The following is a 21,936-nucleotide window of genomic DNA, read 5'->3' as shown; positions in this document are numbered from 1 at the left end:
TTGCATGCCCTTAGAAGAAAAGCGCATAAAGAGCAGGCTAAATACCGCTCTTCATACGCTTGAGGAAGGAAGCGCAATGAAATTCAGATGATCTGTTCCAGCAGTTCCAACAGCCATTGCTGGCCCTGGGTCCAGTCGCCCAGACCGGACTCGGCATTGATATGGCCATGCGCGCCCACCGAGCGGAAATCCGCGCCCCAGGCCTCGGCCCAGTGGCGGGCGCGCTCGGCGCTCATCCAGGGATCGTTGTCGCTGCCGATCACCCTGGCCGCAAAGGGCAGCTTGTGCCTGACTGCGGCGCTGACGCCGAACTTGACCGGATCAGCCGGGGCCACCAGCAAGGCGGCCACGATGGGATGGGCCGAGCCACCCTCGGCTTGCAGGGCGGCGGCGCGATGGACGGTAGCCAGGCAGCCAAAGCTGTGGGCCACGATCACCGTGGGCCGGCCGTCCTGCGCCAGCACCTCGCCCAGGCGCTGCGACCAACGCGGCAGGTCCGGGCTTTCCCAGTCATCCTGCTGGACCCGCTCGAAACCTGGATACAGGCGCTGCCAGCGCGACTGCCAATGCTCGGCGCCGCTATCGGACAGGCCGGGCGCCACCAATATCCGGAAGTCGGCAAGCCGCGCCGGGGCCGAAGACGTTTGGGAAGACAGACTCATACGCGCCTCGCTGCTGGAGATGGAACCACGGAGTATGCCTCAGGCCGCGTCCCTGAGCGCCAGGAGAGCCTCCGGGAGATGCGCCGCCGGCACGTCCCACAGGTAACCCTGGGCATGGATAGGCTGGGCCAGCGCCTGCCCGTACTGCTGCAGCCGCCCGAAGACCTCCTGGCTCTCGACGCGCTTAAAGAAGATGCGCACGCCCTGCTCCGCCGCCCGCAACAACAGCAAGGCCACGCTGTCAGGGTCGGCCAGTTCGCGTGCATCGACCTTGATCAGATCGGGCCTGACCTTGTCCAGCAAGCCCAGCGCCTCCAGCGGACTATTGGCCGACACGCCCAGGCGGAAACCGTTGCGGCGGTAATTGTCCAGCACGTAGTTGAGCAGCCAGCGCTGGTTGGGTGTGACCACCGGCAGTTGCAGCACGATGCGCTCATGCGGCAGTTCCAGCGCGGCCAGGATGCGGCGATAGGCCACGCCGTGATTGTTGTTGACCGCCGCCAGCAGCCGCGCATGCACCGACAGATGCAGCTCGGGCGCGTCCTCGCCGACCTGGCGGAAGTAGTTGATGGCGTGCAGCATGCGGCACAGGCGGTCCAGTTCGACCGATTCGTCGTCACTGGCGGCCTGGTCGAGCAGCTTCCACAAATGCAGGCCGTCGTCGACGGCCGAATGGCTGCGGGCGAAGGCTTCGCAGGCGATCACCTGGCCGTCGTCGAAGCTGCGCACCGGCTGGAAGGCCGATGTCAGCGAAGTATTGAAGAAACGCCCTGCGGCGCGCCCCTGCTCATCCAGCCAGACCGGGGAGGCCGTGGTGGCGCCCTTGGAAAGGCGTGCCAGATAAGCGTTCAGTGCCTGATATGCCATCGGGCCTGCTCCTGAAAAAATACCGCCCGGGCAGGCTGGCCGCCCGGAACGGCCACGCGATCACAGCTTGGCGATCGATACTTCGGTGGCCTTGACCAGCGCCACCACTTCACTGCCAATGGTCAGGCCCAGATCCTTGACCGAACGGGTGGTGATGACCGAGGTCACGATGCCAGCCGGGGTCTCCACATCGACCTCGGACACCACCGAACCTTCGATGATGGCCTTGACCTTGCCCTTGAACTGGTTGCGTACGTTGATTGCTTGAATGGTCATGCTCTGCTCCTTGATGAAACGGTGTGGCACTTGCCGCGCCGTAGGGGTTGAAATCAATGTTGTTCAGATGGCCCACTGCACCTGCTGCACGCCACGCGGCGCAAAGGCAGGTTCGAGTTCCTCGATGGCGGATTCGCTACCCGGATGCCGCAGCACCCGCGCCAGGATCGCTTCTTCCAGCGCCGCAAACTGCGCCTGACCGCGCGAGCGTGGGCGGGCCAGGTCGATGCGCTGATCCAGGGCCACGCGGCCGTCTTCGATGAGCAGCACGCGGTCAGCCAGGGCGATGGCTTCCTGCACATCGTGGGTGACCAGCAAGGCGGTGAAGCTGCGTTCGCGCCAGAGCGATTCGATCAGCGTCTGCATCTCGATGCGGGTGAGCGCATCAAGCGCGCCCAAGGGTTCGTCCAGCAGCAGCAACTGCGGGTCATGCACCAGCGCACGCGCCAGCGCCACGCGCTGCCGCTGGCCACCCGAGAGCACGGCAGGCCACTCACCGGCGCGCTGGTCCAGGCCGACCTGGCGCAGCGCATGCAAGGCTTGCGGCGCCGCCTGCCGGGGCAGGCCCAGGGCCACATTGGCCTGCACCCGCTTCCACGGCAGCAGACGCGCGTCCTGGAACATGATGCGCACCTCGGGCTGGCCGCTGCCGCCATGTTCATAGATCAGCTCTCCGCCGCTGGCCGCATCCAGCTGCGCCACCAGGCGCAACAGCGTGCTCTTGCCGCAACCGCTGCGACCGACGATGGCGACAAACTCGCCCGGTGCGATATCGAGGTCGATCTCGTGCAAGACCGTGCGCCCGCTGAAGGCCTTGGACAAGGCGCGCAGCCTGATGCCCACGCCCCGCCCGGCAGCGCGGCGGACTTGCTGGTTTTCCTGTGCGTCGTTACGCATGCTCTTCTCCTGACTCGGTCTCATGCAGCTTCATTGATAGCCCGGATGCCAGCGCAACCAGAACCGCTCCAGCCAGCGCGCCGCCGTGTCGGCCAGCTTGCCCAGCAAGGCGTACAGCAGGATGCCCACCAGCACCACATCGGTCTGCAGGAATTCGCGGGCATTCATGGTCATGTAACCGATGCCGGCCTGGGCCGAAATGGTCTCGGCCACGATCAGCAGCACCCAGACCAGCCCCAGCGCAAAGCGCAGGCCCACCAGGATGGCCGGCAAGGCGCCCGGCAGGATCACGTCACGGTACAGCGGCCAGCCCGACAGGCCGTAGCTCTTGGCCATCTCGATCAAGCCCTGGTCCACCGACCGGATGCCGTGGAAGGTGTTGAGGTAGACCGGGAAGAACACCCCCACCGACACCAGGAACAGCTTGGCCGTCTCATCGATGCCGAACCACAGGATCACCAGCGGGATCAGCGCCAGCGCGGGAATGTTGCGCACCATCTGCAAGGTCGTGTCCAGCAGCAGCTCGGCCGAACGCAGGCTGCCCGAGAGCAGGCCCAGGATCAGGCCCAGACCGGCACCGACCGCAAAGCCGGAGGCCGCCCGGCCACTGGAGACGGCCAGGTGACGCCACAGTTCGCCCGAGGCGGACAGTTCCCAGGCCGCCTTGAGCACGGCCAGCGGTTCCGGCAGGATGCGGCTGGACAGCCAGCCCGCCTGTGCCGCCACTTCCCACCACACCAGCAGCAGCAGCGGCAAGAGCCAGCCGATCCAGGCATGACTTTGCCGACGCGGCTTGCTGGCGGCCTTGGGCTTGGCCTGTTCCTGCGGCCCGACGGCCCTGCCTGCGACCGGATTGGATGCGCTCGTCATGTCCGCCTCAACTGGCTGACACGCGCACCGGCGCGGCCTTGGGCAATTCGGTATTGCCAACGATCTCGCCGAAGGGGCCGGGCAACTGTTGGCCACTGCCGCCTTCGCGCTGCCCGCGCGGCAACAGGGGGAACACCAGTTCGGCAAACCGGTAGGACTCTTCCAGGTGCGGATAGCCCGAGAGGATGAAGGTATCGATGCCCAGCGCCGCATATTCCTGGAGCCGCTCGGCCACCGTCGGACCATCGCCCACCAGCGCCGTGCCCGCGCCGCCCCGCACCAGGCCGACGCCTGCCCACAGGTTGGGGCTCACTTCCAGCTTGTCGCGGCGGCCGCCGTGCAGGGCCGCCATGCGGCGCTGCCCTTCCGAATCCATGCGGGCAAAGTTGGCCTGGGCCTTGGCGATGGTCTCGTCATCGAGCCGACTGATCAGTTCATCGGCAGCGCGCCAGGCGGCTTCATTGGTCTCGCGCACGATCACGTGCAGGCGGATGCCGAAGCGCAGCGTACGGCCTGCCTTGGCGGCGCGTTCGCGCACGCGGGCGATCTTCTCGGCCACGGCGGCGGGCGGCTCGCCCCAGGTCAGGTAGACATCGACCTGCTCGGCCGCCAGGTCGATCGCCTCGTCGGAAGAACCACCGAAATACAGCGGCGGATACGGCTGCTGCACCGGCGGATAGAGCGCCTTGGCGCCCTTGACGCTGAGATGCTTGCCCTGGAAATGGGTCGGTTCACCGCTGCGGGTCTTGGTCAGCACGTCGCGCCAGATCTTGAGGAATTCGTCGGAAATCTCATAGCGCTCGGCATGGCTGCCGAAGACGCCATCGCTCTCCTGCTCCACCGGATCACCGCCGGTGACCACGTTGATGAGCAGGCGCCCCCCGGAGAGGCGATCGAAGGTGGCAGCCATGCGCGCGGCCAGCGTGGGCGCCATCAGGCCGGGACGCACGGCCACCAGGAATTTCAGGCGGCGGGTGGCATCGATGAGGCTGGCGGCGGCTACCCAGGCGTCTTCGCAAGAGCGGCCCGTGGGCAGCAGCACACCGTCGTAGCCCAGGGTATCGGCGGCCACGGCGACCTGTTTCATGTAGTCATGGCTGACTGCGCGAGCGCCTTCGGACGTGCCGAGGTAGCGGCTGTCGCCATGGGTGGGGATAAACCAGAAAACGTTCATGCTAGGACTCCTGTGGCGGCCTTATTTGAGGACGGCGTCGCTGACCTTGAGCGGCTTGGGGATGAGCTTGAGTTCATGGAAGGCATCAGCGATCTTCTGCTGCTCGGCCAGCACCTGGGCATCGACGGGCTTGTAGACATGGGCGTAGCGCTTCAGGCCGGTCTCGATGATGTCGGCGTCCAGGCCCTGGATGGGCGCGAGCTGGGCGGCGGCCTGCGCGGTGTGGGTGCGTACCCATTCGCCTTCGCGGCTGATCTCTTCCAGCAGGATCTTCTCGACCTGCGGATTCTTGGCCGCAAAGGGCCGTGCGCTCAGGAAGAACTGGTGGTGATTGACCACGCCCACGCCAGTGGCCAGGCGACGCGCGCCGACCTGTTTCTCGGCAGCGGCCTGGAACGGGTCCCAGATCGCCCAGGCATCCACGGCGCCGCGCTCGAAGGCGGCGCGTGCGTCAGCCGGGGCCAGGTAGACCGGTTGGATATCGCTGTATTGCAGACCGGCCTTCTTCAACAGCGCCACCACCAGCCAGTGCACGTCGGAACCCTTGTTGAAGGCGATCTTCTTGCCCTTCAGTTCGGCCACGCTCTTGATGGGCGAATTCTTTTGCACCAGCAGGCCTTCGGCATCGGGCGTGGGGATTTCATAGGCGGTATAGACGAAGTCCGCACCGGCGGCCTGGGCAAACACCGGCGGCGCTTCACCGACATAGCCGAAATCGACCGAGCCCACGTTCAAGGCCTCCAGCAACTGCGGACCCGCGGCGAACTCGGCCCACTTCACTTCCACGCCCAGCGGCTGCAGGCGTTTTTCCAGCGTGCCATGGGCTTTCAGGAGCACCAGGGTATTGGCGGCCTTCTGGTAGCCGATGCGCAGCAGCTTGGTTTCCTGCGCCTGGACGGGCGACGCACCCAGGGCAATGGTCAGCGCGCCCAGAGCGATAGCCGAGAGACGCTGGATGGCGCGGCGACGTGGTTGACGGACAGTCTTGTTCTTGTTGGCGGACATGTTTTTCTCCAGATTCCAAAAATTCGGGCATGCAACAGGCCATCCGCTGTACCAGCCGGTGCTCTTGTCGGTGCGGATCGCCATGCCGGAATCACTCCGGCGCTGTGCTTCAGTAGGAAACGCTGTATTGCAGCTGCGAGAAGGGAATCTCGCGGAATTGCTCGGGCGCGGCCTTGTGCAGGGCCAGCAGGCTGGCCGAGAGCTGCGCCACACCTTCATCGACACGGGCTTCGATGGGTGCGTCCAGCACCAGGCCCTTTTCTTCACTCCAGGTCACTTGCGCCTCGGTGGCATAGATGCTGGGCAGCACATGCTTGGGATTGAGCGAAGAGAGCACCGGGCGCAACGCATAGTCCAGCGCCAGCATGTGCGACTGGCTGCCGCCGGTGGCCAGCGGCAGCACCAGCTTGTCGGTCAGGCCGAATTGCGGCAGCAGGTCCAGGAAGGCCTTGAGGATGCCGCTGTAGGCTGCCTTGTAGACCGGCGTGGCCACGACCACGGCCGAGGCTTCCGCAACGGTGGCCAGCGCGGCCTTGACCTCGGCATCGTTCCAGTCGGCGCGCAGGATGGCCTGGCCCGGCAGGTCACGCACCTCCAGGCGGGCGTAGCGATGTCCGAGCTGGGCCAGCTTGTCGCCGACGTGGTGCAGCAGACGGGTGGAACGGGAAGGCGCAGAGGGGCTGCCGGCCAATAACAGGATAGTCATGTCGTGTGCTTGTACTGGGAGGGAGGGAGGGAGGGGAACCGGCGCACCGGTTCCTGCCCGGGTTTCAGGTCACTTCTTGTTGGGCGCGTAGAGCTGGTCGAAGGTGCCGCCATCGGCGAAGTGGGTCTTCTGGGCCTTCTGCCAGCCGCCGAAATCCTTGTCGATGGTCACCAGGTTCAGCTTCGGAAATTGCGAGGCGTACTTGGCGGCGATCTTGGGATCGATGGGGCGGTAGTAGTTCTTGGCGATGATTTCCTGGCCCTGCTCCGAATAGAGGAACTTCAGGTATTCCTCGGCCACCTTGCGGGTGCCGCGACGGTCGACCACCTTGTCGACCACGGCCACCGGCGGTTCGGTCAGGATGGAGACGGAGGGCGCGACGATGTCGAACTTGTCCGGGCCCCATTCCTTCAAGGAGATCAGGGCTTCGTTTTCCCAGGCCAGCAGCACATCACCGATGCCCCGTTCGACGAAGGTGATGGTGGCGCCGCGCGCCCCCGAATCCAGCACCGGCACATTCTTGAACAGCTTGGAAATATAGTCGCGGGCGGCGTCGTCGCTACCCCCCTTCTGCTTGGCATAGGCCCAGGCCGCCAGGTAGTTCCAGCGGGCACCGCCCGAGGTCTTGGGATTGGGGGTGATGACGGAGACGCCAGGCTTGATCAGGTCGCCCCAGTCCTTGATGCCCTTGGGATTGCCCTTGCGCACCAGGAAGACGATGGTGGAGGTATAGGGCGAGCTGTTGTGCGGCAGGCGCTTTTGCCAGTCGGCCGGCAAGAGCTTGGCCTTTTCCGAGATTTCATCGATGTCGTAGGCCAGGGCCAGGGTCACCACGTCGGCATCGATGCCGTCGATGACCGAACGAGCCTGCTTGCCGGAACCGCCATGGGAAGCCTTGATGGTGACGTTGTCGCCCGACTTTTCCTTCCAGTACTTGGCAAAGGCCTTGTTGTAGTCGGCGTAGAGTTCGCGCGTCGGGTCGTAAGAGACGTTGAGCAGCGAGACGTCTGCCGCGTGCGCCACATGGGCGGCCTGGGCCAGCACCAGGGCGACAGCGACCGACTTGATGATGTTCTTCAGCATATCCGTTCCCGAATGTTCTGTTGTTTTGGAGCACACAGGTTAATGAGCCTGCCCTGCAAAAAGAACGAATAGTTTCGTCTCTCGATATGCGAAAAACGGATATGCAAGCACATGGCCTCAGAATAAAGCAGACAGTCTTTATAACCAAAGGCTTGGTTGGAGCGATGCGGGCCGGCCTTCTGGCCTTCCTGCAGACCAGGAAAAGCACGAACGGACTTTTTGTTCTTTTCACATTGTGGTATAAACCCGATATTGCAACGCACCAGGCGGCGTCATGAAAAAAGAAGCAGGCGAGACAGAACAACACATCTCCATCCAGGTCATCGAGCGCATGGTGTCCCTGCTCGACGCCCTGGCGGCCTACCCTGATCCGGTCAGCCTGAAGGAATTGTCCGCCGCCACCGACCTGCATCCTTCCACCGCCCACCGTATCCTCAATGACCTGGTGGTCAAGCGTTTCGTCGACCGCGTCGAGCCCGGCACCTACCGCCTGGGCATGCGCCTGCTGGAGCTGGGCAACATCGTCAAGAGCCGGCTGTCGGTGCGGGAAGCGGCGCTGGACTTCATGCGCGCCCTGCACCGCAAGACCCACCAGACCATCAACCTGTCGGTGCGGCAGGCGGATGAAATCGTTTATATTGACCGTTCCTTTTCTGAACGTTCTGGCATGCAGGTGGTGCGCGCCATCGGTGGCCGGGCGCCCCTGCACCTGACTTCCACCGGCAAGCTCTTCCTCTCGGTGGACGACCCCAAGAACGTGCGCGCCTACGCCACCCGTACGGGGCTGGCGGGCCACAACAAGAATTCCATCACTGATCTCACCAAGCTGGAACGCGAACTGTCGATGGTGCGCGCGCTGGGCTACGCACGCGACAACGAAGAACTGGAGCTGGGTGTGCGCTGCATGGCCGCCGGCATCTGCGACGACAGCGGCAAGCTGGTCGCGGGTCTGTCGATCTCGGCCCCGGCCGACCGGCTGCAGGATGAATGGGTGGAAGACCTGGTCAGCACGGCCAGCCAGATTTCCTCGGCGCTGGGGTATCGTCAGGACCGAAATTGAAAAACGCTTCACCCCGCGCATTCCGTTCGTCCTGAGTAGCCGCGCAGCGGCGTATCGAAGGCACGGCGGTCGTCGTGCATCGGTCAGCGCGCCTTCGATACGGGCCTCGCGGCCCTACTCAGGTCGAACGGTTTTCTGAAATACAAGCAGTTTCTCTACGACGCATCCGCCCGCCACTGCCCCACCCAATCATCCCCATCCCGTTCGTCCTGAGTAGCCGCGCAGCGGCGTATCGAAGGCGCGGCGGTCGTCGCACATCGGTCAGTGCACCCGCGATACGGGCCTTGCGGCCCTACTCAGGTCGAACGGTTTTCTGAAGCGCAAACAAAAATGCCGTTCATCACTGAACGGCATTTTTCATTCAAGCCTCTGCAGGCAAGGCCATCCGCCTCCATCAACCCTCGTCGGCGCGCACCATCTTCATGCGGGTCAGGTTGCTGGGCTGGTCATCCACCAGCCACTTGCGCATGCGGGCGGCGTCACCCACGTGCGAGAGGCGGCCCTTGGAATCGAGGAAGACCATGACGATGGGACGGCCCTCGATACGGGTATACATCACCAGGCAATGCCCCGCCTCGTTGATGAAACCGGTCTTCTGCAGGCCGATATCCCATTCCTTGTTGGAGGTCAGGCGGTTGGAGCTGTTGTACTGCAGGGCGTGGCCGCTGGGCTCGACCATGTACTTGGGATCGGTAGAGTACTGGCGGATGACGGGGTAGTTGTAGGCCGCCACCACCAGCTTGGCCAAGTCACGGGCGCTGGCCACGTTCTGGCTGGACAGGCCGGTCGAATCGACATAGCGGGTATCGGTCATGCCCAGCGAGCGCGCCTTGGCGTTCATGGCCGCCACGAAGGCCGGCAGGCCGCCCGGGTAGTTGCGACCCAGCGCGGAGGCGGCGCGGTTTTCCGAACTCATCAGGGCGATGTGCAGCATGTCGTCGCGGCTCAGGGTCGCACCCACGCGCAGGCGCGAGCTGCTGTGCTTTTCGCGGTCCACGTCGTCATCGGTGACGGTGAGCACTTCTTCCATGTTCTGGCGCGCTTCTACCACTACCAGCGCGGTCATGAGCTTGGTCACCGAGGCGATCGGCAGGGCCACGCCGGAATTCTTTTCAAACAGGACTTGCGAATTGGCCTGGTCGATCACCAGCGCCACGTTGGAACGCAGGGCCAATGGGTCGGGGGTCAGGTTCAGGCCGGCCATGTCGCCAGCCGTCATCACCGGTGGCACCACTGGCACCGAAGGAGCAGCCGAGACGCGTTGGTAGCTGACCTGACGCTTGCCCCTGACCACAGTCACCTTGCGCACCAGCTTTTCGCGGTTGTTCAGCGATCCCTTGGCGACGGTGCGGCTGACCGGCTGGGCGGCACGCTTGGCGACAGCCTTCTTGACCGGCTTCTTGGCGGTGTTGTTGACAGTCTGCGCGGCGGCGGGCGCCAAACCAGCGTGGATGAAAAGTAGCGATGTCAATACGGCCAGCGCTGATTTGAACATAGGTGGATCTCCCCCCAATTTACCCTGATAGTCCACAAAAGAAACGTTGGCAGTGTAGCAAAAAGCAGAATTTTCGCAAGAGAATTAAGTAGTTAGCGCAATCACTTAATCGGCTTTCTACATTCCAGAGAGGTGCTTGCGTCCCCCGCTCACCTCGGATTTTCCTACGTATGCTTTAAGTTTTTTCTCGATATTTTTAGATTTTTCTCGAGAGAATTCACCAAAACCAACTTCGACGTGAAACAGTCTACCGTAATGCCCGGCCCGTACAAGGCCTTAACAGAAGGCAATATAGGGCGCAGATGTGCGCTTTTACGGTGGATTGAATGAAGGGATAACGAGGAGGCCGGCTGGACCGTTGACGCCGGATGGCCTCAGAGTGTGCCAGCAAAAGGAAAAAGCCCGCCCCCAATGGGCGGGCGAGCGCCGGCTCAGAGCTTGCAGGCGTCCAGCATGGCCACATCGATAGAGAACGACCCTGCCGCGTCCAGCGCGAAATACTGCCGCACTTCTTCCGGAGCCGCCTGCCACAGGGCCTTGATGGCCACGATGTTCTCCTGCGGGGTGCGCATGCGGGCCACCCAGCTGTCGAACTCCAGGCGCAGCTTCCAGCTCTTGTCACTGGAGACGCCAAAGCCCGCCCGGGCCAGCAGCTTGCGCCAGGAACGCAGGCTGATGTTGCGCACGTGCGACGTGTCGCGCAACAACTCGATGGACTGCACATAGGTATCGGCCAGCACGTCGGCGGGGGCGGCGGTGTCGATGACGATGAAGCGCCCGCCCATCTTGAGCACCCGGAATACCTCGGCCAGCGCCTGCGGCAGGTTGCGCCAGTGATGCGCGGAGAAGCGGGTGCAGACCAGGTCGAAGCTGGCGTCGGGGAAGTCGAGCCGGTCGGCGCTGCCCTGGCGCACCGCCAGGTTGGCCAGGCCGCGTTCGGCCGCTGCGGTGGCAACCACCTCCAGCATGGCCGGCGAGAGGTCATAGGCGATCACCTTCTCCACCACCGGCGCGACCGCGAAGCTGGCATGGCCGCCGCCACATCCCAGGTCAAGTACGCGTGCGGCGGGAATGGCGGCGGCGATGGCGGCCAGTTCCTGCAGATCGGCGCCCTGCGCATGGACGGTGCTGCTGAGATAGGCGGCGGCGGTGCTGCCGAACTGTTCGGTGACGACTTGCTGATGGCTGCGCATGGCGGGGCTCCTGATACGTGGTGACGGGGTGAAGGGGTGATGCAGTGGATGAGCGGCCAGTCTAGCGCTTCTCTATGCTGTTACAAGTTGGGTAGTTATACTATTACTCCGACCACTACCCTGCCCCACCGATGGAACCCGATCTCGCCCGCCGCGCCCTTGGCGAATTCATCAAGACCCAACGCCAGCAGATGGCCCCCGCCGATGCAGGCCTGCCGGCCATGGCGCTGGCCGGCCGCCGCCGCACGCCCGGTCTGCGGCGCGAAGAAGTGGCGCAGTTGTGCGGCATCAGCGTGACCTGGTACACCTGGATCGAACAGGGGCGCACCGAGTCGGTCTCGCCGCAGGCACTGGCGCGTATTGCCGATGCCTTGCGGCTGCCGCGCGCCAAGCGCACCTACCTGTTTGAACTGGCGGGAAAGAAAGATCCGGCCGCCCCGGACCAGCATGAAGAAAGCAGCATCGCGCCCGAAATCCTGGACGTCGTCAGCCAGTTCCGCGCGCCCGCCTATCTGCTGGACCGGACCTGGAACACCGTGGCCTGGAACCCGGCGGCACGCAAGCTCTTCGGCGGCTGGCTCGAGGACAGGAGCACGCGCCCCAACCTGCTGCGCTTCATGTTTGCCAGCGAACAGGCCCGTAGTCTTACGGTGGACTGGGAGCAGCGGGCGCACCGGCTGGTGGCGGAATTCCGCGCTGATTGCGCGGCCCTGCTGGACGATCCGGCGGTGCTGAGGCTGGTCGATGAGCTGTCGGCCTGCAACGCCCTGTTCCAGCGCGCCTGGCGCTTGCAGGATGTGGTGGCGCGCGAGGGCGGCGAGCGTCGCTTCCGCACGCCCCAGGGAACGGAGCTGCGGTATCTGCAGGTCAACTTCCGCGTGGCCAATCGGCCCGATCTGAAACTGGTGACCCTGATGCCGGCGGCGGACTGAATTATTTGCGTACGCTTATTTGCGCACAACTATTTGCGCACGACGAAGGCCACGCCGATCACCCCCACCAGCATGCCCAGCGCGCCGATGAGGCTGAACGCTTCCCCGAACATCAGCCAGGCCATCACGGCGGTGGTGGGCGGGGTCAGGTAGAGCAGGCTGGTGACGCTGGTGGCGGCACTGCGCCGGATCAGCGCAAAGAGCAGGAAGATCGCCCCGATGGACAAGGCCAGCACCGACCACAACAGCGCGCCGATGAACTGCGGGGTCCAGGACACATTGCTCAGGCGCCAGTCGAGTCCTTCCACGACCACCGCCAAGGGCAGCACGACCACGATGGAAGCCATGAACTGGATCGCGGTGCCTGTGCGCAGGTCGAAGTGCGCGCAATAGCGTTTCTGGTACAAGGTGCCCGCCGTGATGCACAGCAAGGCAAACACGCACAGGGCGATGCTGGCCGTGGACAGGCCAATGAGCGAGATCTTGTTGGCCACCACCAGCCCCACCCCGCACAGCCCCAGCGCCAGTCCCAGCCACTGCCGTCCCCGCACGGACTCGCCCAGCAAGGGCGCGGCGAAGGCGGTCAGGATGGGTTGCAGCCCGACGATCAGGGCCGACAAGCCGGCCGGCATGCCAATCTTGATGGCGCACCACACGCCGGCCAGGTAACCGGCCTGCAGCAACACGCCAGCCACGGCCACATGACGGATGCGGCCATGCGGCCAGGGTGCGCGGAACAATAGCACCAGCGGCAGCAGCACCAGCAGTACGCCAGTGAAACGCAAGAGCAGGAAAGTCAGCGGCGGCGCATAAGGCAGGCCGAATTTGGCGACGATGAAGCCGGTACTCCAGATCAGCACGAACAGCAACGGCACCAGGCTCATCAGGAGCTGGCGGGGCCGGCTTGCGCCGGCGGGGGAAGGCATCATTTCTTGTTTTCCATCATCGGGGCTGGGCCCGGCTCAGCTTGTCGGCTGCTCCAGCGCGCGGCGTGGAGGCTGGCCAGTCTTATCGTTTGTAGGTGTACGGCCACGGTCTGTTCGATCTCCCGTCCGTAACCGCCCGCCATCGTAACCGCAACCGGGATTTCGTGCTCGCGGGCATAGGAAAACACGGCCTGGTCGCGCGCGGCCAGTCCCGCCAGGGTCAGTTTCATCTTGCCGAGCCTATCGCCCTCATGAGGGTCAGCCCCTGCAAGGTAGATCAGCAACTGCGGGGCAAAACGCTGCTGCAGCGTCGCCAGCGCCTGCTGCAAGGCGCCCAGGTAGTCGTCATCGCCCACGCCATCGGGCAGCGCCACGTCCAGGTCGCTCTGCTCCTTCTCGAAGGGATAGTTGTTCTGTCCATGCAGCGACAGGGTGAACACCGACTCATCACGCGCCAGGATCGCTGCCGTGCCATTGCCCTGGTGGACATCCAGATCGACGATGGCCACGCGGGCGGCGCGGCGTTCGGCCTGCATCAGGCGCGCGGCGATGGCCGCGTCATTGAAGACGCAAAACCCCGCGCCGTGGTCGCCGTAGGCGTGATGCGTGCCGCCGGCCAGGTTGACGGCGACGCCCTCGCTGAAGGCGGCGCGGCAGGCGGCGATGGTCGCCCCCGAGGAGCGGCGCGAGCGCTCCACCATTTCGGGCGACCAGGGAAAACCGATCTCGCGCTGCTCGGCAGCCGTCAGCTCGCCCCGGCTGGCGCGGGCGATGTAGTCCGGATGATGCGCCAGGGCGAGCTCACCGTCCGAGGCCGGCATGGCTTCATGGAATTCCAGGTCCGGCAAGGCGCGCGCCGCCCCTTCGCGGATCATGCGGTACTTGACCATGGGGAAACGGTGGCCGGATGGCAGGGGTAATACAAAATGATCGCTGTAGTAGGCTTTCACACAACACTCTCGTTTTTCTCGGCAGGGCTTGCCGCACTGCAACAAAACTGCCTTGATGCGGCGCGCAAACGATTGCGCGCACGGGATTGATAACCTGATTCCAGTTCCTTGAGGCAGAGTTCATCTTTCTTGGAATGCCTCTCAAAAAATCACCTAAGTCCTTGATTAGACGTGGATCAACTTTGCATCGCTTTTCGCCATTCCCATGCGATGAAAGCTTTGACTTTATGCACGATTAAACTAGAATTCGCTTGTGCAATGCATCATATTTCAAGAAGAAATGACATCGGAATCCACCTGTTCGTCGAGATCGGTCCGTAAGTTTTCACCGTCACGCTGCCTTGTTCATCAACCAACTAAAGAGAAGGATGTTTCAACATGACGACCTACACCGAGCAATTTTCCGCCGCAGCCAAAGCCAACGCAGAAGCGCAAATCGCCCTGTTCAGCCAGCTGGCCAGCAAGACCTTTGAAGGTGTGGAAAAACTGGTGGACCTGAACCTGAAGGCAGCCCGCTCCACTCTGGAAGAAAGCCAGGCCGCCGCCCAGAAGCTGTTCGCGGCCAAGGACCCGCAGGAATTCTTTGCGCTCACCAGCGCCCACGCCCAGCCGACGCTGGAAAAGTCGGTCGCCTATGGCCGTCACCTCAGCGGCATCTTCTCCAGCACCCAGGCTGAGCTGACCAAGGCTGCCGAAGCCCAGATCGCCGAAGTGAACCGCAAGGTCGTGGCGATGATCGACGAAGTCGCCAAGAATGCACCGGCCGGTTCCGAGCAGGCTGTGTCCGTGCTCAAGTCGGCCATCGGCAACATGAGCGCCGGCTACGAGCAGTTCACCAAGAACGCCAAGCAAGCCGCTGAAGTTCTCGAAGCCAATGTCACCAACGCCGTGGAACAGATGTCCCAGGCTGGCGCCAAAGCCACCCGCAGCACCCGCAAGTAATTCGGCGCTGCGCCGCCGCCCTTGCCTGTGCAGGGCGGTGACAAGAATGGAATGCCCCGGCTGGACCGGGGCATTTTTTTGTCTTGCACCCGCGCGGCCGGGCCGTCTCAGGCGCTGATCTGGTACTCGGCGCGCAGGCTGCGCAGGCCTTCCTGCATCTTCTCGAAGGCGGGCTCGACCTGGGCCGGGTCCCCCTTGACGCCGAGGTCGATGTGGCGGCGGGTCTTTTCATCGCCCACATGCGGCAGGCTGAAGACCTTCACCAGCGGGAACTGCGCTTCGATCGCTTCCATCAGCGGCGTCAGGGTCGACTCCATGGCTTCGAACACCAGCATGGAGCGCTCGGCCCAGGCCTGGCGGTGGAACTGGTCGGCATAGTGGGTATCGAGAACCCATTCGAACATCGGCCAGGCCATCACCGGGAAGCCCGGTGCAAAATAGTGCGCCCCCTGCCCGCCCGGGTTCTTCAGCCAGAAGCCGGGAATCTTGTTGTAGGGATTGGGGATGATGGAAGCACCCTGGGGAAACTCGCCCATCTTCAGGCGGTGCTGATTCTCGGGGGCGTCGAAATCGGGCGTGGATCCCGCCTCACGGGCCATGTCGGCGATACGCTCCTGGATCTTTTCCTTGGCCTCGGGGTGCAGCGCCAGCGACACGCCCAGCGCAGCGGCGGCGCACTGGCGGGTATGGTCGTCGGGCGTGGCGCCGATGCCGCCGGTGCAGAACACGACATCATTGCTGGCAAGCGTGCGCTTGAGGGTGGCGGTGATGCGCTCGCGGTCGTCGCCCACGTATTCTGCCCAGGACAACTGCAGGCCGCGCTGCGAGAGCAGCTCCAATACCTTGGGGAAATGCTTGTCGACACGGCGGCCCGAGAGGATCTCGTCGCCGATGATGATGAGTCCGAATGCCATGAGTCTGTCTGCCCGAAAGTTGATGAAACACGCCGACGATTATGCCCGATTCAGGCGGGGTGCGGATCGGACCACCCAGCCGGCGCCGCTGCAGTCAGATCAAACTGGCGTCAACGTGGCGTCACGTCGGTGAGCTCGCCTTGCGGCGGCCCGTCCGGCGCCTGGCCGCGACGATGGCGCAGCAGGGCTTCCAGGCAATAGAACTGGAACCACAGGCCGGTGAAGACGAACACCACCACATACAGCCAGATCGCCAAGGCCGCCAGCGCCGGCAGCAGGATCACCGACAACACCCCGCCCAGCCACAGCAGCGTGGGCGCAGCGCCCAGCGCACCAGCGACGGTGCCCACCGCCAGCAGCGGCCAGCGATGCAGATGCAGCACGGCGCGCCGCTCCTCGGCGCTGGCGTAGTCGGCCAGGGTGTCGTAGGCCATGACGCGATAGGTCAGCCAGCCCCACAGCAGGGAATGGATGACCAGGGCCAGCGGCGGGATCAGGAATACCCAGATGGTGGAAATCCACAGCACCGTGAAGACCGCAAAGCACCACAGCGACGTCCACAGGCTGCCGGCGACGCTGCCACCATGCCGCTTGTCCAGCATGGGGTAGTGGCGCGCACCGATGTGGCGGGCAATGGCGGGAATGGTGAACAGGCCCACGAAGACCAGGGCCGTGATGATCATCAGCGGCAGCAGGGTCCACATGGCCAAGAGCGGCACCAGCACCGTCTTGAGCGCGCCCATGCCGAACCAGGCCAGCATGCCGCCGATCTCGCCGAACATGCCGTGCGAGACGAAATAGTCCTGCAGCCAGTCGATCACAGGTTGCAGTCCCAGCCACAGGCACAGCGCCCACAAGGCCAGCGACACCACGAAGGGCAGCACCGTCAGCCACAGCATGCGGATGTGCAGTTGCGCCAGCAGGGCGCGCCCGAAGGAGGCGATGAACAGACGCATCAGCGCGCCTTCCTGCGGCTAAATTCAACGATGCGCTTGAGACCCAGCCATTGCTGCATCCAGAAGCCGCGCCCGTAGTCACGCCCCTTGCCGGCCGGCGGCGGCAGCTGGTCGCGCACGCCGGTCATGGCAAAGCCCTGGCTGAAGTGGGCGGTACGGAAGAGCACGTCCCAGATCGGGAACAGCACGGCAAAATTGTGCCCGCCCAGCGAGTTGCGGCCCCGGCTTTCATGGCCCAGGCCGACGGCGTGGTGGGTGCGATGGAAGCGCGGCGACACCAGCAGGTATTCGCCGATGCGGCCGAAGTGGATACGCACGTTGGCATGCTGCAGACTCTGCAGCATGCGCGAGAGCGACACCAGCAGGATGTACTGCGAGGGTTCCACGCCGATGAAGACGGCGATCAGGCCGAAGATGATGTCATGGAACAGGTTGTCCAGCATGTGGTTGCGGTCATCGCTCCACAGGTTCATGTTCTGCTGGCTATGGTGCAGGCTGTGCAGCGCCCACATCCAGCGCACATTGTGCTGCGCCCAGTGATAGACGTATTCACACAGGTCCAGCACCACCATGTAGAGCAAGAAGCTCACCAGCGCCTGATCGGTCACGCCCGGCCAGATCTGGTCGAGGTTGAAGCTGCCCCAGCCCTCCAGGTGCAGCGCCTCGGACAGGTAGGACAACGCAGGGTCGAGCAGCAGGAAGGCGAGGATGGGGATCACGCCCAGCCGCTGCAGCACGGTGTAGATGAAATCGTTCCAGCGCGCGCGTGGATCGGTGATGGGATGCACCGGGATGGCCGACTCCAGCGGACGCAGGATGAGAAAGAGGATCACCAGCTCGCACAGGCCCACCAGGACGAATTCGGTGCCGGTGAAGGCTTCTTCGACGAATTCCCCCATGCCGATGAAGAACACCAGCGGTTGCACGAGAGTCTGGAATAGCCAGCCCTGGACGGCGGCAAAAAGATCGGAAATGGTCTGGATCATGGATAGCTCAGAGACGATGGTGCGGTGGTGCAGTGGTACGGTGCTGCAATGATACGCTGGCGCCCCCCTGGCGGCCTGCGCCGCTTGGACCAGGGGCGCTCCTCAGCGTTCCTTGCCGGCGGTGAACAGGTGACGGTAGGCCGGATGATCACGCAGGGTGGCAAAGCAGAAGCCCTTGTGCTCCAGCCCGGTGATCAAAGGTTCCAGCACGGCCGGCGCCCACGGGTCCTGGCGCGACCAGATGCCCATATGGGCCAGGAAGATATCGCCATCCTTGAGGCCATCGAGCGCCTTTTTCAGCAGCATCTCGTTGGGGAATTTGTCGCTGGGCAGTTCGTCGCCCGAGAATCCCGCCGGCGCCCAGGCCACATGGGCATAGCCGCAGGCCTGGCCGGCCTTGAGCAGATTGGGTGTCAGGCGTCCGCCCGGCGCGCGCCACAGCGGATCGAGCTTGCGCCCGGTCAGCTCCTGGAAGCGCTGGTCGACCCGCTTCATCTCTTCGCAATACTGGGCCGGTGTCCATTGCAGCTTCTTGCCGGCCTGCGCGCCGAACTGCGGACGCACTTCGATCTTGCCCGCGGGCAGGTCGCGGATCACGTAGACATGGTCGAAGGTATGGGTGCCAAAGGCATGCCCTTCGGCAGCCAGCCGCTTCCACAGCGGCGCCCAGCCCGGATCGAGGGAGTAGTCGCCGTGGATGGTCTTTTCGTTGGCGAGGAAGAAGGTGGCCTTGATGTGGTGGCGCTGCAGGGTCTGCTCGATCAGTTCGGCCTGGGACTGGCTGCCGGTATCGAAAGTCAGATAGATCCTGCCCTTGCAGGCCGACTCTTGCGGCGCGGCCGGTTGCGCAAGGACCTGGCCTGCCGCCAGCAGGGCGAACAGGCACAGGCTGCGCAGGGACTTTCTTGGGAGAGGCTGCGTCATCGCTACTTCATGAAGAGGGATCAGAGATCGGGCGCGCGGTTATGGAGATAGATGCCGTGCGGCGAGCGGCCCACCGGGATCACCTTGGTCACCGAACGGCTGGCCAGGTCGATCACCGCTACCTTCTTGACCCAGCGCAGCGTGGCCCACATGGTCTTGCCGTCGGAAGTCACTTCCATGCAGTCCGGACCACCCGGCACCTTGATGGTGCCGACGTTTTCCAGCGTGGTCATGTCAACGACGCTGATGGTGTTGGCGACCCGGTTGGAGACATAGACGAAGCGCTTGTCGCCTTGTCCACGGAAATTGTGCGCGCCAATGCCAGTCTTGATCTTCTTGACGACCTTCTGGGTGCGCCAGTCGATCACCTCGACATAGTCCGACCCCATGATGCCGACCATCAGGTACTTGTTGTCCGGGGTCATGATGATCCCGGCCGGCAGCTTGCCCACCGGCATAGTCCACTTGACCTGCTGGGTGGCCAGGTCGATGGCGCTGATCTGGTCGCTGCCCTGCTGGGTGATGAAGGCGGTGGTGCTGGCGTTGTCGAAGGCGATATGGCTGGGCGTCTTGGGCAGCGGGATGCGCTTGGACAGCTTCAGGTCCTGGCCGTCATAGCTGTAGACATCGACGCGGTCCAGGCGCAGGCCGGTGGCGACGAACCACTTCTGGTCAGGGGTGAAGCCGATCTGGTAGGGATCGATGATGTCGCGGATCTTGCGTTGCACCGCGCCGGTCTTGGGGTCCAGGAACAGCAGCTGGTTGCCGGTGGCGCTGGCCACGATCAGCGATTTGTTGTCGGGAGTGGCCATCAGGTGGTGCGGTTCCTTGCCCACCGAGAAGGTCGAGAGTTCCTTTTCGCCGGTCTCGTCCAGCAAGGAGACCGAGGCATCGCCCGAATTGAGGACCACGACCACGTTGGCGTGTGCCGAGACGGCCAGGACGGCCGAGACGCATGCTGCGCGAAGGGTGAGGGAAAAATATTGGCGGATTCTACGCAACATGACGAACTTTACACAAAAATGCCTGATCTCATCGTGCACGAGGCACGTCCTCGGCGGTTAACGCGGCCCGTGTACTTCCCGCTGACAGCCCACTGACGCAATATGAAAAATTTCTAGTTTTTTGGTTTACACTGCCAGCCGTTCCGGTCGCAAGCCGCCACCGCAGGCCTGACAGCCCGGCTCAGTCCCCGTCACGCCTGCGTTTGCGGACAATGCCCGGGAGCAACATCCTGCGCTGTCAGGCATGGTCAGCACACACCAGGGCAGCACCGGCCGCACCCACGCAATCCCCTCACCGAAAGGAACATGATGTCCACGATCACGACAGCTTCCGGGCTGCAATATGAAGAAATCAACATTGGCGCAGGCGACGAAGCCAAGGCCGGCAGCCATGTCACGGTGCATTACACCGGCTGGCTGCAGAACGATGACGGCAGCGCCGGCAGCAAGTTCGACTCCAGCAAGGACCGCAATGACCCGTTCGCCTTCCCGCTGGGCGCAGGCCACGTGATCAAGGGCTGGGACGAAGGTGTGCAGGGCATGAAGGTTGGCGGCACCCGCAAGCTGATCATCCCGGCCAGCCTCGGCTATGGCGCACGCGGCGCCGGCGGCGTGATCCCGCCCAACGCCACGCTGATCTTCGAAGTCGAACTGCTGGCCGTCTGAGCCCTGGGGAGGAGAGACATGAGCACCCTGCAAGAACAATTCGAAGCGGCCGTGGCCGAATCCAAGAGCCTGCCCGAGCGTCCCGACAACATGACCCTGCTGAAGATGTACGGTCTCTACAAGCAAGGCAGCAACGGCGACGTGCAAGGCGAACGTCCCGGCATGACCGACTTCGTGGCCCGCGCCAAGTATGACGCCTGGGCTGCCTTGAAGGGCAAGCCGCAAGCCGAAGCGCAACAGGAATACATCGACATCTTCAATGAACTGAAGGGTTGATGCACTCGGCGTAGGCAGCCATCCTGCCGCCTTCGAGACGAGCATAGAGAAACAAGAAACGGGCGCACCTGCCACGCGGGTGCGCCCGTTTTCGCGTTTTCGCGTTTTCGTTTTCTTTGCCAGCGAGGCGGACGAATCAGCCCTTGACGACGTCCGGATTGAGCAGGTTCGGCGGACGCTGCCCTGACAGGGCCGCAATCAGGTTATCGGCTGCACAGTTGGCCATGGCCAGGCGAGTCGGCGTGGAAGCGCTGGCGATGTGGGGCGTGAGCACGACATTGCTGAGATCAAGGAATTCCGGCTTGAAGGCCGGCTCATTCTCGAACACATCCACTCCGGCGGCAGCGATGCGGCCTTCGCGCAGCGCGGCAATCAACGCCGCATCATCGACGATGCCGCCGCGGGCGATGTTGGTGAGGGTGGCGGTCGGCTTCATCAGCGCCAGTTCAGCTGCGGCGATGGTGTGGTGGGTGTCTTTCGAGTAAGGCAGCACCAGGATCACGTGGTCAGCCTGGCGCAGCAGCTCTTCCTTGCTGACGTAGCGGGCGTGGTTGGCGCGCGCTTCCAGCTCCGGCGCCAGGCGCGAGCGGTTGTGGTAGAGCACCTGCATATCGAAACCCAGCGAGCGGCGGGCAATGGCCTGGCCGATGCGGCCCATGCCGATGACGCCCAGCGTGGCGCCATGGATGTCGGAGCCGACGAAGCTGTCATAGCTCCACTTCTTCCACTGGCCGGCGCGCAGGAAGTGTTCCGACTCGGTGATGCGACGCGCGGCAGCCATCATCAGCGCCCAGCCGAAGTCGGCGGTGGTTTCGTTGAGCACGTCGGGGGTATTGGTCGCCATCACGCCGGCCTGGGTGGCGGCGGCCACGTCGATGTTGTTGTAACCCACGGCCATGTTGCAGACCGCCTTCAACTGCGGGTTGGCGGCAAACAGCGCCGCCGTCACCGGCTCGCTGGGGGTGGTGAAGAGGCCATCCTTGCCTTGCGCCTTGGCCTGCAGTTCAGCGGCGCTGTAGATGCGGTCGTCCTGGTTGGATTCGACCTCGAAATGCTGCTCCAGGCGCGCCAGGACTTCGGGGAAGACGGCGCGGGCGACGAAGATCTTGGGTTTCATGCGGGTCTCGTTATCTAGGTTTCGTTGTCGGAAAGGTGCGGCACAACATCACTCG

Annotated in this window: 24 protein-coding genes; 5 read left to right on the top strand and 19 right to left on the bottom strand. The window is 63.8% G+C overall.

Annotated features, from left to right (window positions below):
* Positions 1–83: 83 nt before the first annotated feature.
* The 9 genes from BGK68_RS14570 to BGK68_RS14530 form a co-directional block, all read right to left on the bottom strand.
* Positions 84–662 (bottom strand): RBBP9/YdeN family alpha/beta hydrolase, encoded by a 579-nt coding sequence (locus BGK68_RS14570; protein ID WP_075257700.1) that lies wholly within the window; start codon positions 660–662, stop codon positions 84–86.
* Positions 663–701: 39 nt separating this feature from the next.
* Positions 702–1,529 (bottom strand): EAL domain-containing protein, encoded by an 828-nt coding sequence (locus tag BGK68_RS14565; RefSeq protein WP_075257699.1) that lies wholly within the window; start codon positions 1,527–1,529, stop codon positions 702–704.
* A 60-nt stretch (positions 1,530–1,589) separates the two neighbouring features.
* Positions 1,590–1,805 (bottom strand): TOBE domain-containing protein, encoded by a 216-nt coding sequence (locus tag BGK68_RS14560; protein WP_006464491.1) that lies wholly within the window; start codon positions 1,803–1,805, stop codon positions 1,590–1,592.
* A 63-nt stretch (positions 1,806–1,868) separates the two neighbouring features.
* Entirely contained in the window at positions 1,869–2,702 is an 834-nt protein-coding gene (locus BGK68_RS14555) for an ATP-binding cassette domain-containing protein (protein ID WP_075257698.1), read from the bottom strand.
* Positions 2,703–2,732: 30 nt separating this feature from the next.
* A complete protein-coding gene (ssuC, locus tag BGK68_RS14550; RefSeq protein ID WP_075257697.1) occupies positions 2,733–3,572 on the bottom strand; it encodes an aliphatic sulfonate ABC transporter permease SsuC in 840 nt (279 codons plus the stop codon).
* A 7-nt stretch (positions 3,573–3,579) separates the two neighbouring features.
* Positions 3,580–4,746: an FMNH2-dependent alkanesulfonate monooxygenase gene (gene ssuD, locus BGK68_RS14545; protein ID WP_013233663.1), complete on the bottom strand. Its 1,167-nt coding sequence runs from the start codon at positions 4,744–4,746 to the stop codon at positions 3,580–3,582.
* Between the two features lie 21 nt (positions 4,747–4,767).
* The gene (locus BGK68_RS14540; protein ID WP_075257696.1) at positions 4,768–5,751 is read right to left on the bottom strand and encodes a sulfonate ABC transporter substrate-binding protein; all 984 of its coding nucleotides are present in this window, start codon (positions 5,749–5,751) and stop codon (positions 4,768–4,770) included.
* Between the two features lie 109 nt (positions 5,752–5,860).
* On the bottom strand, positions 5,861–6,457 hold the full coding sequence (gene ssuE, locus BGK68_RS14535; protein ID WP_013233661.1) for an NADPH-dependent FMN reductase: 597 nt from the start codon (positions 6,455–6,457) through the stop codon (positions 5,861–5,863).
* A gap of 69 nt (positions 6,458–6,526) precedes the next feature.
* Positions 6,527–7,540: a sulfate ABC transporter substrate-binding protein gene (locus tag BGK68_RS14530; protein WP_075257695.1), complete on the bottom strand. Its 1,014-nt coding sequence runs from the start codon at positions 7,538–7,540 to the stop codon at positions 6,527–6,529.
* Positions 7,541–7,814: 274 nt separating this feature from the next.
* Between BGK68_RS14530 and BGK68_RS14525 the strand changes: the two genes are divergently transcribed.
* The gene (locus BGK68_RS14525; protein ID WP_075257694.1) at positions 7,815–8,600 is read left to right on the top strand and encodes an IclR family transcriptional regulator; all 786 of its coding nucleotides are present in this window, start codon (positions 7,815–7,817) and stop codon (positions 8,598–8,600) included.
* Positions 8,601–8,994: 394 nt separating this feature from the next.
* Here BGK68_RS14525 and pbpG read toward each other — a convergent pair whose 3' ends face one another.
* Both pbpG and BGK68_RS14515 read right to left on the bottom strand, forming a co-directional pair.
* Positions 8,995–10,095, bottom strand: coding sequence for a D-alanyl-D-alanine endopeptidase (gene pbpG / locus BGK68_RS14520; protein WP_075257693.1), 1,101 nt, complete (start codon positions 10,093–10,095; stop codon positions 8,995–8,997).
* Between the two features lie 431 nt (positions 10,096–10,526).
* Entirely contained in the window at positions 10,527–11,288 is a 762-nt protein-coding gene (locus BGK68_RS14515; protein ID WP_075257692.1) for a class I SAM-dependent methyltransferase, read from the bottom strand.
* 131 nt (positions 11,289–11,419) lie between these two features.
* Between BGK68_RS14515 and BGK68_RS14510 the strand changes: the two genes are divergently transcribed.
* Positions 11,420–12,220 carry a helix-turn-helix transcriptional regulator gene (locus tag BGK68_RS14510; protein ID WP_075257691.1) on the top strand — a complete coding sequence of 267 codons (801 nt, stop codon included), beginning with the start codon at positions 11,420–11,422 and terminating at the stop codon, positions 12,218–12,220.
* Positions 12,221–12,249: 29 nt separating this feature from the next.
* On the opposite strand, the gene BGK68_RS14505 is transcribed toward BGK68_RS14510, so the two are convergent.
* Complete coding sequence (locus BGK68_RS14505) at positions 12,250–13,149, bottom strand: DMT family transporter (protein WP_075257690.1); 900 nt, start codon at positions 13,147–13,149, stop codon at positions 12,250–12,252.
* Complete coding sequence (locus BGK68_RS14500) at positions 13,146–14,036, bottom strand: histone deacetylase family protein (protein WP_233149452.1); 891 nt, start codon at positions 14,034–14,036, stop codon at positions 13,146–13,148. The genes BGK68_RS14505 and BGK68_RS14500 overlap by 4 nt, the downstream gene beginning before the upstream one ends.
* 438 nt (positions 14,037–14,474) lie before the next feature.
* Here BGK68_RS14500 and BGK68_RS14495 point away from each other — a divergent pair, with 438 nt between their 5' ends.
* Positions 14,475–15,038, top strand: coding sequence for a phasin family protein (locus BGK68_RS14495; protein WP_075257688.1), 564 nt, complete (start codon positions 14,475–14,477; stop codon positions 15,036–15,038).
* A gap of 107 nt (positions 15,039–15,145) precedes the next feature.
* Here BGK68_RS14495 and BGK68_RS14490 read toward each other — a convergent pair whose 3' ends face one another.
* The 5 genes from BGK68_RS14490 to BGK68_RS14470 form a co-directional block, all read right to left on the bottom strand.
* Positions 15,146–15,952, bottom strand: coding sequence for a competence/damage-inducible protein A (locus BGK68_RS14490; RefSeq protein ID WP_075257687.1), 807 nt, complete (start codon positions 15,950–15,952; stop codon positions 15,146–15,148).
* A gap of 110 nt (positions 15,953–16,062) precedes the next feature.
* On the bottom strand, positions 16,063–16,908 hold the full coding sequence (locus tag BGK68_RS14485) for an EI24 domain-containing protein (protein WP_075257686.1): 846 nt from the start codon (positions 16,906–16,908) through the stop codon (positions 16,063–16,065).
* Positions 16,908–17,894 carry a sterol desaturase family protein gene (locus BGK68_RS14480; RefSeq protein ID WP_075257685.1) on the bottom strand — a complete coding sequence of 329 codons (987 nt, stop codon included), beginning with the start codon at positions 17,892–17,894 and terminating at the stop codon, positions 16,908–16,910. Before BGK68_RS14480 ends, BGK68_RS14485 begins: the two co-directional genes overlap by 1 nt.
* Positions 17,895–17,996: 102 nt before the next feature.
* The gene (locus tag BGK68_RS14475) at positions 17,997–18,818 is read right to left on the bottom strand and encodes a polysaccharide deacetylase family protein (RefSeq protein ID WP_075257684.1); all 822 of its coding nucleotides are present in this window, start codon (positions 18,816–18,818) and stop codon (positions 17,997–17,999) included.
* Between the two features lie 20 nt (positions 18,819–18,838).
* Positions 18,839–19,822: a YVTN family beta-propeller repeat protein gene (locus tag BGK68_RS14470; protein WP_075257683.1), complete on the bottom strand. Its 984-nt coding sequence runs from the start codon at positions 19,820–19,822 to the stop codon at positions 18,839–18,841.
* 309 nt (positions 19,823–20,131) lie between these two features.
* Between BGK68_RS14470 and BGK68_RS14465 the strand changes: the two genes are divergently transcribed.
* Entirely contained in the window at positions 20,132–20,488 is a 357-nt protein-coding gene (locus BGK68_RS14465; protein WP_013233647.1) for an FKBP-type peptidyl-prolyl cis-trans isomerase, read from the top strand.
* Positions 20,489–20,506: 18 nt separating this feature from the next.
* Positions 20,507–20,764 carry an acyl-CoA-binding protein gene (locus BGK68_RS14460; protein WP_013233646.1) on the top strand — a complete coding sequence of 86 codons (258 nt, stop codon included), beginning with the start codon at positions 20,507–20,509 and terminating at the stop codon, positions 20,762–20,764.
* Positions 20,765–20,900: 136 nt separating this feature from the next.
* On the opposite strand, the gene BGK68_RS14455 is transcribed toward BGK68_RS14460, so the two are convergent.
* Positions 20,901–21,881: a 2-hydroxyacid dehydrogenase gene (locus tag BGK68_RS14455; RefSeq protein WP_075257682.1), complete on the bottom strand. Its 981-nt coding sequence runs from the start codon at positions 21,879–21,881 to the stop codon at positions 20,901–20,903.
* Positions 21,882–21,936: the final 55 nt, after the last annotated feature.

This window comes from Herbaspirillum camelliae (assembly GCF_001929405.1).
Classification (GTDB): Bacteria; Pseudomonadota; Gammaproteobacteria; order Burkholderiales; family Burkholderiaceae_D; genus Herbaspirillum; species Herbaspirillum seropedicae.
The sequence above is the reverse complement of the archived record's forward strand: the minus strand, read 5'-3'. Positions and strand labels throughout refer to the sequence as shown.

What these genes read in the sequence shown, in the direction of transcription:
- BGK68_RS14515 (WP_075257692.1), bottom strand. Translation starts at nt 11,288, where the DNA reads ATGCGCAGCCATCAGCAAGTCGTCACCGAACAGTTCGGCAGCACCGCC.
- BGK68_RS14555 (WP_075257698.1), bottom strand. Translation starts at nt 2,702, where the DNA reads ATGCGTAACGACGCACAGGAAAACCAGCAAGTCCGCCGCGCTGCCGGG.
- BGK68_RS14490 (WP_075257687.1), bottom strand. Translation starts at nt 15,952, where the DNA reads ATGGCATTCGGACTCATCATCATCGGCGACGAGATCCTCTCGGGCCGC.
- BGK68_RS14530 (WP_075257695.1), bottom strand. Translation starts at nt 7,540, where the DNA reads ATGCTGAAGAACATCATCAAGTCGGTCGCTGTCGCCCTGGTGCTGGCC.
- BGK68_RS14560 (WP_006464491.1), bottom strand. Translation starts at nt 1,805, where the DNA reads ATGACCATTCAAGCAATCAACGTACGCAACCAGTTCAAGGGCAAGGTC.
- BGK68_RS14570 (WP_075257700.1), bottom strand. Translation starts at nt 662, where the DNA reads ATGAGTCTGTCTTCCCAAACGTCTTCGGCCCCGGCGCGGCTTGCCGAC.
- BGK68_RS14480 (WP_075257685.1), bottom strand. Translation starts at nt 17,894, where the DNA reads ATGATCCAGACCATTTCCGATCTTTTTGCCGCCGTCCAGGGCTGGCTA.
- BGK68_RS14500 (WP_233149452.1), bottom strand. Translation starts at nt 14,036, where the DNA reads ATGGTCAAGTACCGCATGATCCGCGAAGGGGCGGCGCGCGCCTTGCCG.
- BGK68_RS14475 (WP_075257684.1), bottom strand. Translation starts at nt 18,818, where the DNA reads ATGACGCAGCCTCTCCCAAGAAAGTCCCTGCGCAGCCTGTGCCTGTTC.
- ssuE (WP_013233661.1), bottom strand. Translation starts at nt 6,457, where the DNA reads ATGACTATCCTGTTATTGGCCGGCAGCCCCTCTGCGCCTTCCCGTTCC.
- BGK68_RS14565 (WP_075257699.1), bottom strand. Translation starts at nt 1,529, where the DNA reads ATGGCATATCAGGCACTGAACGCTTATCTGGCACGCCTTTCCAAGGGC.
- BGK68_RS14465 (WP_013233647.1), top strand. Translation starts at nt 20,132, where the DNA reads ATGTCCACGATCACGACAGCTTCCGGGCTGCAATATGAAGAAATCAAC.
- ssuD (WP_013233663.1), bottom strand. Translation starts at nt 4,746, where the DNA reads ATGAACGTTTTCTGGTTTATCCCCACCCATGGCGACAGCCGCTACCTC.
- BGK68_RS14460 (WP_013233646.1), top strand. Translation starts at nt 20,507, where the DNA reads ATGAGCACCCTGCAAGAACAATTCGAAGCGGCCGTGGCCGAATCCAAG.
- BGK68_RS14510 (WP_075257691.1), top strand. Translation starts at nt 11,420, where the DNA reads ATGGAACCCGATCTCGCCCGCCGCGCCCTTGGCGAATTCATCAAGACC.
- BGK68_RS14455 (WP_075257682.1), bottom strand. Translation starts at nt 21,881, where the DNA reads ATGAAACCCAAGATCTTCGTCGCCCGCGCCGTCTTCCCCGAAGTCCTG.
- pbpG (WP_075257693.1), bottom strand. Translation starts at nt 10,095, where the DNA reads ATGTTCAAATCAGCGCTGGCCGTATTGACATCGCTACTTTTCATCCAC.
- BGK68_RS14495 (WP_075257688.1), top strand. Translation starts at nt 14,475, where the DNA reads ATGACGACCTACACCGAGCAATTTTCCGCCGCAGCCAAAGCCAACGCA.
- BGK68_RS14540 (WP_075257696.1), bottom strand. Translation starts at nt 5,751, where the DNA reads ATGTCCGCCAACAAGAACAAGACTGTCCGTCAACCACGTCGCCGCGCC.
- ssuC (WP_075257697.1), bottom strand. Translation starts at nt 3,572, where the DNA reads ATGACGAGCGCATCCAATCCGGTCGCAGGCAGGGCCGTCGGGCCGCAG.
- BGK68_RS14485 (WP_075257686.1), bottom strand. Translation starts at nt 16,908, where the DNA reads ATGCGTCTGTTCATCGCCTCCTTCGGGCGCGCCCTGCTGGCGCAACTG.
- BGK68_RS14525 (WP_075257694.1), top strand. Translation starts at nt 7,815, where the DNA reads ATGAAAAAAGAAGCAGGCGAGACAGAACAACACATCTCCATCCAGGTC.
- BGK68_RS14505 (WP_075257690.1), bottom strand. Translation starts at nt 13,149, where the DNA reads ATGATGCCTTCCCCCGCCGGCGCAAGCCGGCCCCGCCAGCTCCTGATG.
- BGK68_RS14470 (WP_075257683.1), bottom strand. Translation starts at nt 19,822, where the DNA reads ATGTTGCGTAGAATCCGCCAATATTTTTCCCTCACCCTTCGCGCAGCA.